Source organism: Streptomyces hesseae (assembly GCF_031845785.1).
In the GTDB taxonomy this organism is placed as follows: Bacteria; Actinomycetota; Actinomycetes; order Streptomycetales; family Streptomycetaceae; genus Streptomyces; species Streptomyces hesseae.
This window is the reverse complement of sequence record NZ_JAVRFI010000035.1, coordinates 54,683-64,832: the sequence shown is the minus strand read 5'-3', so window position 1 is coordinate 64,832 and position 10,150 is coordinate 54,683. Positions and strand designations below refer to the sequence as shown.

Below are 10,150 nucleotides of genomic sequence, written 5' to 3'. Positions count from 1 at the left end.
AACCCGGAAGCTAAGCCTTTCAGCGCCGATGGTACTGCAGGGGGGACCCTGTGGGAGAGTAGGACGCCGCCGAACTTCTTTTGGAGAAAGCCCTGGCAGGGGATACCTGCCGGGGCTTTCTTGCGTTTACGGCCAAGTTGGTTCTGCCCGCCCCGCCCCGCCCCGCCCCGCCCTGCCTGGGCCGGCATCCTCAGGACGCCGGCCCGAAGCAGAACTGAACAGCAGAACTGAACAGCAGAACTACCCGGTCACATACCCGCCGCACGCGCGAGCTCTATATCAAGGGACTCGCGACGGATCCGCTGATCCATATACAGCAGCGCGGTCACGCCGGCAGTGATCGGAAGTGCCACCGCGGAGCCGATCACCGCACCCATGCCATTGATGATCAAAGACGTCCACGTCAAATGATCCATGGTGGATTCACCGGTCACGATGCCGTCAATGAGGCTCGTCGGTATCTGAGCCATTGAACCGATCATGAAAACGATAAAGGCGGCCAGGACCTGTATTCCAAAGATCCGCCAGCCCGATCCCCGTACAAGCTTCGCCGAACGACGCAGAGCCGTGATCACACCCTGCTTTTCGAGCATGAGCGCCGGCGCGGCAAGGCTGTAGCGGACCCAGAGCCAGGCCGCCGCCACCATGCCGGCGAACCCGCCGAGAAGCAGCAGGCCCGCACCGCCACCGTTCAGATCACCGGAAAGTCCGGCGCCGGAAGCCGCGGCGACCGCCAGCCCCGGGGCCAGGCAGACCGCGAAGGCCGCGGTGATGAGCACGGGCAGCAGCAGGAACAGCCCCGTCAGGGCGAGCAGCCGGGGGCGGGCGTCCCGCCAGGCGTCGCCCACCGACGCGGGCCGGCCCAGCACGGCGCGGCTGACGACGATCGTCAGCATGGCGCTCGCGATGATCGAGCCGACCAGCCCGGCCAGTGAGGCGACGGTCAGACTGCCCAGGGACTTGCCGAAGGCGTCCAGCACCTCGTGAAGGTCGGCCGTTTCCGGGTCGGAGAGCTTGCTCAGGCCCGTAACGTCGCGGAACCACAGCCCCGTTACCGTGGTCCCTGCCGCCTGGGTACCGAGGGCGACGGCCGCGGAGATCCCGAGGACCGTTCGCCAGTACCGGCGCGTCGTGGTGACCGCGCCGTCCAGGATCTCGCCCACGCCCAGGGGCCGCAGGGGCACGACGCCGGGCTGAGGGGCCGGTGGAGGCGGCGGGCTCCACTGTTGGCTGCCCCAGCCGCCTCCACCGCCCCAGCCGCCGCTGTTGCCCCCGTCCCCGCCGCCATTGCCGTCGCCGCTTCCGCTGTTGGCACGGGCGCGGCCCCAGCCCTGCGGGGTGCGGTCCGGAGAGTCGTTCATTCTCTGTAGCTCCTGTAACTCCCTCTGATGCCCGTGTTCGCCGTCCAGCGGCCCGTCCGAGCGGTTCCGGTCAGCCATCGTGTCAGTAAGCGCGTGCGAGGCGGCAAGCGCCCGAGGGGCTCGTAAGGGGGAGGCCGCCAGGGGAGGCCTTCAATAGTTGGTGTGCGCGGGGCAGACTGGACCAATGGCTGATCAGTACGCGGCACCCGCGTCCGGCACCGGATCCTCCGTCCCGGCCCTGCGCTGGGAGGAGCCGCCCGAGGGACCCGTGATCGTCCTCCTCGACCAGCGGAGGCTGCCCACGGAAGAGATCGAGCTGGTCTGTACCGACGTCCCCGCGCTGGTCGAGGCGATACACACGCTCGCCGTGCGCGGCGCCCCGCTCCTCGGCGTCGCGGGCGCCTATGGCCTCGCTCTCGCGGCCGTGCGCGGCTTCGACGTGGAGGAGGCCGCCGAAATGCTCGCCCACGCCCGTCCGACAGCCGTGAACCTCGGCTATGGGGTGCGGCGCGCGCTGGCGGCGTACCGCTCGGCCGCCGGAAGCGGCGTGGACGGCTCCCAGGCGGCCGCTGCCGCGCTCGCGGAGGCCCGTGCCCTGCACCGGGAGGACGCCGACGCCAGCGCCCGTATGGCGGCGCACGGCCTGGCGCTGCTCGAGGAGCTGCTGCCCGGTGGCGGGTACCGCCTTCTGACCCACTGCAACACGGGCGCCCTGGTCTCCGGGGGCGAGGGCACCGCCTTCGCGGTGGCGGGCGCGGCGCACCGGATCCGGGAGCTGCGGCGGCTGTGGGTGGACGAGACGCGTCCGTTGCTCCAGGGGGCCCGTCTGACCGCGTACGAGGCCGCTCGGGCCGGTATGCCGTACACGCTGCTCGCGGACAACGCGGCGGGTTCGCTGTTCTCGGCGGGCGAGGTCGACGCCGTGCTGATCGGCGCTGACCGGATAGCGGCGGACGGGTCGGTGGCCAACAAGGTGGGCAGCTACCCGCTGGCGGTCCTCGCCCGCTATCACCATGTGCCGTTCGTCGTCGTCGCGCCGACCACGACGGTCGATCTCGGGACGGCCGACGGTGCCGCGATCGAGGTGGAGCAGCGGCCCGGGTACGAGGTGACGGAGTTCCCGGGAAGTGCCTCCGGAAACCCGGTGGCACCCTTGGGTACGCAGGCCCACAACCCTGCGTTCGATATCACACCGCCGGAGTTGGTGACCGCCATTGTCACGGAAAACGGGGTTGTTTCACCCGTGACGGAGGCGGGTTTGGCAGAGCTGTGTGCCAGGTCACGATCGGGTAATGGGATGATGTCGATATGAAGGGACGCGTCCTTGTCGTCGATGACGACACTGCACTGGCCGAGATGCTCGGAATTGTGCTTCGTGGTGAAGGTTTCGAGCCGTCGTTCGTAGCGGACGGCGACAAGGCGCTCGCTGCATTTCGTGAGGCCAAACCTGATCTTGTATTGCTGGATCTGATGCTGCCGGGCCGTGATGGCATTGAGGTGTGCAGGCTGATCCGCGCCGAGTCGGGGGTGCCGATCGTGATGCTGACGGCCAAGAGCGACACCGTCGACGTGGTCGTCGGGCTGGAGTCCGGCGCGGACGACTACATCGTCAAGCCGTTCAAGCCCAAGGAGCTGGTGGCCCGTATCCGGGCGCGGCTGCGCCGGTCGGAGGAGCCCGCGCCGGAGCAGCTGACCATCGGTGATCTGATCATCGATGTCGCCGGGCACTCGGTGAAGCGCGACGGTCAGTCGATCGCGCTGACGCCGCTCGAGTTCGATCTGCTGGTGGCGCTGGCACGCAAGCCGTGGCAGGTCTTCACCCGTGAGGTGCTCCTTGAGCAGGTCTGGGGTTATCGCCACGCCGCCGACACGCGGCTGGTGAATGTGCATGTCCAGCGGCTTCGCTCGAAGGTCGAGAAGGACCCCGAGCGGCCGGAGATCGTGGTGACCGTCCGTGGTGTGGGCTACAAGGCCGGACCCAGCTGACATGCAGGGTGACGGTGCCGCTCCGGAGCGGGACGCGGGGCGGCCCGTGGACGCGGGTGGGGGCATATCGCTCCTCCGGCGTCTCTGGCGTGCGGGCAGGCTGCTGTCCGACGGCGCGGGCTCGGCGCCGGTCCACCCGCTGCTGCGTCTGTACGCGCGCTGGGTGCGCCGGCCACTGCTGCCCGCGATGCGGCTGTGGCGGCGCAATATCCAGCTGCGGGTGGTGGCGACCACCCTGCTGATGTCGCTGGGTGTGGTGCTGCTGCTCGGCGTGGTCGTCATCGGGCAGGTGCGCAACGGTCTGCTGGACGCCAAGAAGCACGCCTCGCAGAGCCAGGCCGAGGGCGGTTTCAAGGCGGCGCGCGACGCCGCGGACGCCGCCGGTGCCGATCACGGTCAGGACGGCGCCCAGTCCGGTGGCCGGGGCACGCCCGACTCCGGGGCCTGGCTGACGGCCCTGGTGCAGCAGCTCGCCAGCGGCGGGCAGGGCGTCTACCACGTGGTGGCGCTCAGCGCGGGTGACGGCGACACGACCTATGTGGGCGGGACGCGGGGGCCGCGGGCCTCCGGGGACATCGACCCGGAGCGCAGTGTCCCGGCGGATCTGCGCAGGCAGCTGGACAGCCGGACGGGCACGTTCGAGAAGCCCGGGACGATCAAGCGGAGCTCCTCCGACGAGGGCGAGCCGGCGCTGATCGTCGGCAAGCGGCTCTACGACGTCAACGGCAAGCCGTACCAGCTGTACTACCTCTTCCCGTTCACGCAGGAGGAGAAGTCGCTCAGTCTGGTGAAGACGACGCTGGCCACGGCCGGGGTGTTCGTGGTGGTGCTGCTGGGCGCCATCGCCTGGCTGGTGGTGCGGCAGATCGTCACGCCCGTGCGGATGGCCGCCAGCATCTCCGAGCGGCTCGCGGCGGGTGTGCTCCAGGAACGGATGAAGGTCACCGGTGAGGACGACATCGCGCGTCTGGGTGAGGCCTTCAACAAGATGGCACAGACCCTCCAGGTGAAGATCCAGCAGCTGGAGGAGCTCTCGCGGATGCAGCGACGGTTCGTCTCGGACGTCTCGCACGAGCTGAGGACGCCGCTGACGACCGTACGGATGGCGGCCGACGTCATCCATGAGGCGCGCGACGGCTTCGATCCGGTGACCGCGCGCTCGGCCGAGCTGCTGTTCGGGCAACTGGACCGGTTCGAGTCGCTGCTGGCGGACCTGCTGGAGATCAGCCGGTTCGACGCGGGCGCGGCGGCGCTGGAGGCCGAGCCGATCGATTTGCGCGACGTGGTGAACCGGGTGGTGGAGGGTGCTCTGCCGCTCGCCGACCGCAAGGGCAGCCGGCTGCTGGTGCGTGGCGCCGAGCAGCCCGTCATCGCCGAGGCGGACGCCCGTCGTGTGGAGCGGGTGCTGCGCAATCTCGTGGTCAACGCCGTGGAACACGGCGAGGGCCGGGACGTGGTCGTCCGGCTGGGAGTGGCCGGGGGCGCGGTCGCGGTCGCGGTACGCGACTACGGCGTGGGACTCAAGCCCGGCGAGGCGGCCCGGGTGTTCAACCGCTTCTGGCGGGCCGATCCCGCCCGTGCGAGGACGACCGGTGGTACGGGCCTGGGCCTGTCCATCGCGGTGGAGGACGCGCGGCTGCACGGCGGCTGGCTCCAGGCGTGGGGCGAGCCGGGCGGCGGTTCGCAGTTCCGGCTGACGCTGCCGCGCACGGCGGGCGAGCCCCTGCGCGGGTCGCCGATTCCGCTGGAGCCGGAGGACTCGCGGCGCAACCGCGGGATGACCGGGTCCGGGCAGCCGCCGGCGCTGCCGGGGCGCGCCGCGCCCGTGGCGGGCGCGGGAGCGCCCGTACCGGCGCAGAGCAGAAATGTACGTGCCACGGCCGATCCCACCGCGCTGCCGGGCAGCGGCGCGCGAGTGGTGACGCGTCCCGGTGGGGCGCTCTGTGGTGAGAAGAGTGGTGACCGTGCCGGTGACACGACGACCCGTCGGGCAGACGCCCGGGACGGTCGCGAGGCCACGGGCGGCGGAAGCGGGACCGGAGGCGACCGTGACGGTCAGGCGTAGGGGAACCGGCGGCGGGCGACGGTTCGCGGGCGCGGGCGTCGTGCTGGTCAGCGGTGCGCTGCTGGCCGGCTGCGCGTCGATGCCCGACGGCGGCGAGGTGAAATCGGTCGACTCCCCGCAGCAGCGCGCCGACGCCGACGCGCAGGTGCGCGTCTACGGTGTGCCGCCGCGCAAGAACGAGCAGCCGCTGGAGCTCGTCATGGGCTTCCTGGAGGCGACGACCAGCGACGACACGGACTACGAGACGGCCCGGCAGTATCTGGCGAAGAGCGTGCAGGGCCGCTGGGATCCGTCGGCGTCCACGACGGTGCTGTCGCAGACGCCCCAGGTGCGGGTGGAGCGCACCGGCGGTGACCGTGAGCCCGGCTACACCGTGACGCTGACGGGCCGGCGGGTGGCGACGGTGGACGCCAAGCACGCGTACAAGCCGGACGAGGGCGAGTACAAGTCCCAGTTGACGCTGGCGCGCGAGGACGGCCAGTGGCGTATCGCTGGTGTGGACCCGGGTCTGGTGCTCGGGGTCTCCGACTTCCAGCGCATCTACCGTTCGGTCAATAAGTACTACTTTGCCGAGTTGGGGCAGAGCGCGAGCGGCGCGGGGAAGTCGCGCGAGGTGCTCGTCGCCGACCCCGTCTATCTGCGCAAGCGGATAGACCCGGTGACGTCGACGGTGAACGCGCTGCTGGACGGGCCGACGTCATGGCTGGACCCGGTCGCCGCCACGGCATTCCCCACGGGGACGCGGCTGGAGGACCAGCGGCTGTCCCTGGACGACTCCAACGGCCTGAAGGTGCGGCTGAACGACAAGGTCGCCGGCGCCAATCAGGACCAGTGCCTGCGGATGGCCGCGCAGCTTCTGTACACCGTGCAGGAGTCGGCCAAGGTCACCGATGTGACGCTCCAGCGCAAGGACGGCTCCAGGCTGTGCGTGCTCGGCAAGGAGCAGGCGCGCTATTACGCGCCCGACCTGACCTCCGGGCGGCCGGACCGGCAGTACTTCGTCGACGGCCAGCACCGGATGGTGAGCCTGGCCGACGGCGACGACGAGGCGCGCCGGGTCGCCGGTCCGCTGGGCGCGGACGGTTCGGCCCCGCTGCGCTCGGTGGCGGTGGACCGCGCGGAGCGCCGTGCGGCGGGCGTGTCGGCCACTGGGCAGGCGCTGTACGTCGCTCCCCTCCAGGCGGGCGCGCCGCTGGGCGAGGCCCGGCTGACCGTGCGCGGCGGTACGGGCGCCAGGGCGGGGCTGACCGCGCCGAGCTGGGACGGTCTGGGCGACCTGTGGGTCGCGGACCAGGACGCGGACAGGCCGAGGCTGCTGCGGCTGCCCGGGGGCACGGGCGCTCCCGAGGAGATCCAGGTGCCCGGGCTGGACGGCGGACGGATCACGGGGTTGCGGATCGCCGCGGACGGTGTGCGCATCGCGCTGCTGGTGACGAAGGGCGACCACACGGTGCTGCGGCTCGGCAGGGTCGAGCGGCGGGGCGGCGCGGGCCGTACCGGCCTGTCGGTGCAGGAGCTGCGGAACGTGGCGCCCCGGCTGGTGGACGTCAACGCCGTCTCGTGGGCGGGCGCGAGCCGGCTGCTGGTGGCCGGCAACGAGCAGGGCGGGCTCCAGCAGCTCCAGTACGTCGAGACCGACGGCTCGCAGGCCAACGCCTCCGGGCTGCCGGGGATCACGGGGGTGCGGGGCGTGGCCGCCTCGGAGAACCCGGGCAAGGCTCAGGCGCTGGTCGCGGAGGGCGACGGCGGGGTCGTACGGCTGTTGCCGGACACCAACTGGAAGCTGGTGGGCAAGGAAGGTACGGCTCCGGTCTACCCGGGGTGACGGCCGGTGGCGTCCCGTGGCGACCGGGGACGGTCGGCGCGGGCGGGGCGGTGAGCGGCGCGTTCGCGCAGGCCAGGGGCCGTTTCGCGGGGATGCCGCGGGTTATCCACAGGGGTGGCGGCTTCCGGGGCCGCGCGCGACAGTGGAGTCATGCGCGGGTGGTGGCGGGAACTCGCCGGCCTGGTGGCGCCGGTGGACTGCGCGGGGTGCGGGCTGCCGCGGTCCGTGCTGTGCGAGGGATGTCGTGGGGAGCTGGGCGGGCGGCGGGCGCGGCGGGTGCGGCCCGATCCGGTCCCGCCCGGGCTGCCGCGTGTGTACGCCTCCGCCCGGTACGAGGGCGGGGTGCGCTCGGCGCTGATCGCGCACAAGGAGCGGGGCGGGCTCGCGCTGGCCGAGCCGCTGGGCGCCGCGCTGGCGGGCGCGGTGGAGGCGGCCGGTCGTCCTGGTGCGGGTTGGGACGTACGGGGCTGGAGCGGCCCGTTATTGCTCGTGCCGGTGCCTTCCGCGCGGTCGGCGGTGGCCGGGCGGGGGCATGACGCCGGGCGGCGGGTGGCGCTGGCGGCGGCCCGGGCGCTGCGCGGTTCCGGGGTGCCCGCGCGGGTGGCGGCGGTGCTGCGGTTGCGGCGGCCCGTCCTCGACCAGTCGGGCCTGGACGCCCGGGGGCGCGCGGCGAATGTGGCGGGGGCGATGGAGGCCGCCCGGGGAGCGGAGCGGCTGTGGGGACCGGGAGGTCCGGTGGTGCTGGTGGACGACCTCATGACGACCGGAGCCTCGCTGGCGGAGGCGGCCCGCGCGGTGACGGTCGGCGACGGCCGGGTCATGGCCGCCGCGGTGATCGCGGCTGCCCCGAGAGCTTTCGGAAACAACCGGAACTGACGGAGAACGCCCCACGTTGCTGAGGGAAACGGCCGGAAAACACCTGAACGGAGGTACGTCGCGATAGGGGGTACCGACGGGCTTCCGAGCGAGATATGTTCGGTTGTGAGGAAGGGCAGGATCTATGCCTGATATCTCCGATTGGCGTGCTTTGTACGCCTGGGCGGAAGCTTGTAGGAAGCCCGTGGAGCCTTGAGGCCGGGTGGGGTGTAGATCTCGCCGACGGGGGAGGAGGAGGTGAAAACCGCTTAGTCGGTGGCTCCGGAACCCCCGGGGCCTGATGCAAGAGGGATGCGCTCCGCAACCTTCGGCGGAGCGATCCGGGAACGGAGTTCTGCGTGGACATCGTCGTCAAGGGCCGCAAGACAGAGGTGCCCGAGCGGTTTCGCAAGCACGTGGCCGAGAAGCTGAAGCTGGAGAAGGTCCAGAAGCTGGACGGCAAGGTGATTCGCCTCGACGTGGAGGTGTCCAAGGAGCCCAACCCGAGGCAGGCCGACCGCTCCGACCGAGTGGAGATCACGGTGATCTCCCGTGGACCGGTCATCCGGGCGGAGGCCGCAGCGACGGATCCCTATGCCGCGCTCGATCTGGCCACGAGCAAGCTCGAGGCACGGCTGCGCAAGCAGCACGACAAGCGTCATTCCCGTCGGGGCAACGGACGCGTCCCGGCGAGCGACGTCGGCGCCGTCATCGGCGCCGCAGAGCTCAACGACAGCGGTGAACTCGTCGCGGAGCAGGGGACGGGCGAGGTGCCCGTCACCCACATGGGACCACTGGAGATCCGGGGAGAAGGCCCCCTGGTGGTCCGCGAGAAGACCCACTCCGCGGCCCCCATGGCGCTCGACCAGGCGCTGTACGAAATGGAGTTGGTCGGCCATGACTTCTATCTGTTCGTCGACTCCGAGACCAAGATGCCCAGTGTCGTCTACCGGCGGCACGCCTACGACTACGGCGTCATCCGCCTGAACAGCGACCCCTTCTACAGCGGAGAGCCCGGAGGAGCGGGCGGAGAGCTCGGCGGCTGACCCGTGCGGCCCGGCCGTACGTCGCGGCCGGGCCCCGTGAGCCGCGGACCGGTGACGGTGCCCCGGAGCGCCCGGCGCGCTCCCGGGGCACCGCTTGTGCGCCGCGCCACCTCCGCGGCCGGGGAGGCACCGTCCGGCGGTCCGGCATGAAATCATGGCCCGGACCAACCACCGGTCCGCCGGAGCCGATTGGGGCGGCACCGGGACCGAGTGACCGCGACGGGCCATGGCCTTCAGGGGGAGGAACGATGGCGGACAGGTTCGGGCCCGTGATCGGGACCGACGAGGACGACGAGGAAGGCGCCCGGGACGGGCGGGGCGCCACGCGGAGGGAGCCGATCAGGGTCCTCGTCGTGGACGACCACGCGCTCTTCCGCAGGGGGCTGGAGATCGTCCTCAAGCACGAGGAGGACATCGAGGTCGTCGGCGAGGCCGGGGACGGCGCGGAGGCGGTGGACAAGGCGGCCGACCTGCTGCCCGACATCGTCCTCATGGACGTCCGGATGCCCAAGCGCGGCGGCATCGAGGCCTGCACCTCCATCAAGGAGGTGGCTCCCAGCGCGAAGATCATCATGCTGACGATCAGCGACGAGGAAGCCGACCTCTACGACGCCATCAAGGCCGGGGCGACCGGCTACCTCCTCAAGGAGATCTCCACCGACGAGGTGGCGACGGCCATCCGGGCGGTCGCCGACGGCCAGTCCCAGATCAGCCCGTCGATGGCCTCCAAGCTCCTGACCGAGTTCAAGTCGATGATCCAGCGCACCGACGAGCGCAGGCTGGTGCCCGCCCCCCGGCTCACCGACCGCGAGCTGGAGGTCCTCAAGCTCGTCGCCACCGGGATGAACAACCGCGACATCGCCAAGGAGTTGTTCATCAGCGAGAACACCGTCAAGAACCACGTCCGCAACATCCTGGAGAAGCTCCAGCTGCACTCCAGGATGGAAGCGGTCGTCTACGCGATGCGGGAGAAGATCCTCGAGATCCGCTGAGCCGCCGTCCGCTGCCTGCC

General features: G+C 71.2%; 8 protein-coding genes and 1 rRNA gene. 8 read left to right on the top strand and 1 reads right to left on the bottom strand.

Annotation, left to right across the window (positions count from 1 at the left end; translation table 11 throughout):
- Positions 1-75, top strand: a 5S ribosomal RNA gene (gene rrf, locus RM609_RS32290); the annotation flags it as partial.
- 173 nt (positions 76-248) lie between these two features.
- Here the strand turns inward: rrf and RM609_RS32285 are convergent.
- Positions 249-1,439 carry a DUF7847 domain-containing protein gene (locus tag RM609_RS32285; protein WP_311615859.1) on the bottom strand — a complete coding sequence of 397 codons (1,191 nt, stop codon included), beginning with the start codon at positions 1,437-1,439 and terminating at the stop codon, positions 249-251.
- A 106-nt stretch (positions 1,440-1,545) separates the two neighbouring features.
- Between RM609_RS32285 and mtnA the strand changes: the two genes are divergently transcribed.
- From mtnA to RM609_RS32250, 7 genes are all read left to right on the top strand, one after another.
- Positions 1,546-2,673 carry an S-methyl-5-thioribose-1-phosphate isomerase gene (mtnA, locus tag RM609_RS32280; protein ID WP_311615858.1) on the top strand — a complete coding sequence of 376 codons (1,128 nt, stop codon included), beginning with the start codon at positions 1,546-1,548 and terminating at the stop codon, positions 2,671-2,673.
- A complete protein-coding gene (gene mtrA, locus RM609_RS32275; protein ID WP_126914414.1) occupies positions 2,670-3,347 on the top strand; it encodes a two-component system response regulator MtrA in 678 nt (225 codons plus the stop codon). Before mtnA ends, mtrA begins: the two co-directional genes overlap by 4 nt.
- Before the next feature lies 1 nt (position 3,348).
- Entirely contained in the window at positions 3,349-5,412 is a 2,064-nt protein-coding gene (gene mtrB, locus RM609_RS32270) for an MtrAB system histidine kinase MtrB (protein WP_311615856.1), read from the top strand.
- The gene (locus RM609_RS32265) at positions 5,396-7,237 is read left to right on the top strand and encodes an LpqB family beta-propeller domain-containing protein (protein ID WP_311615854.1); all 1,842 of its coding nucleotides are present in this window, start codon (positions 5,396-5,398) and stop codon (positions 7,235-7,237) included. Before mtrB ends, RM609_RS32265 begins: the two co-directional genes overlap by 17 nt.
- Before the next feature lie 150 nt (positions 7,238-7,387).
- Entirely contained in the window at positions 7,388-8,113 is a 726-nt protein-coding gene (locus tag RM609_RS32260) for a ComF family protein (protein ID WP_311615852.1), read from the top strand.
- A gap of 338 nt (positions 8,114-8,451) precedes the next feature.
- Positions 8,452-9,138: a ribosome hibernation-promoting factor, HPF/YfiA family gene (gene hpf, locus RM609_RS32255; protein ID WP_311615849.1), complete on the top strand. Its 687-nt coding sequence runs from the start codon at positions 8,452-8,454 to the stop codon at positions 9,136-9,138.
- Between the two features lie 248 nt (positions 9,139-9,386).
- Positions 9,387-10,130 carry a response regulator gene (locus RM609_RS32250; protein WP_311615847.1) on the top strand — a complete coding sequence of 248 codons (744 nt, stop codon included), beginning with the start codon at positions 9,387-9,389 and terminating at the stop codon, positions 10,128-10,130.
- Positions 10,131-10,150: the final 20 nt, after the last annotated feature.

What these genes read in the sequence shown, in the direction of transcription:
- mtnA (WP_311615858.1), top strand. Translation starts at nt 1,546, where the DNA reads ATGGCTGATCAGTACGCGGCACCCGCGTCCGGCACCGGATCCTCCGTC.
- RM609_RS32260 (WP_311615852.1), top strand. Translation starts at nt 7,388, where the DNA reads ATGCGCGGGTGGTGGCGGGAACTCGCCGGCCTGGTGGCGCCGGTGGAC.
- RM609_RS32285 (WP_311615859.1), bottom strand. Translation starts at nt 1,439, where the DNA reads ATGGCTGACCGGAACCGCTCGGACGGGCCGCTGGACGGCGAACACGGG.
- mtrA (WP_126914414.1), top strand. Translation starts at nt 2,670, where the DNA reads ATGAAGGGACGCGTCCTTGTCGTCGATGACGACACTGCACTGGCCGAG.
- RM609_RS32250 (WP_311615847.1), top strand. Translation starts at nt 9,387, where the DNA reads ATGGCGGACAGGTTCGGGCCCGTGATCGGGACCGACGAGGACGACGAG.
- mtrB (WP_311615856.1), top strand. Translation starts at nt 3,349, where the DNA reads ATGCAGGGTGACGGTGCCGCTCCGGAGCGGGACGCGGGGCGGCCCGTG.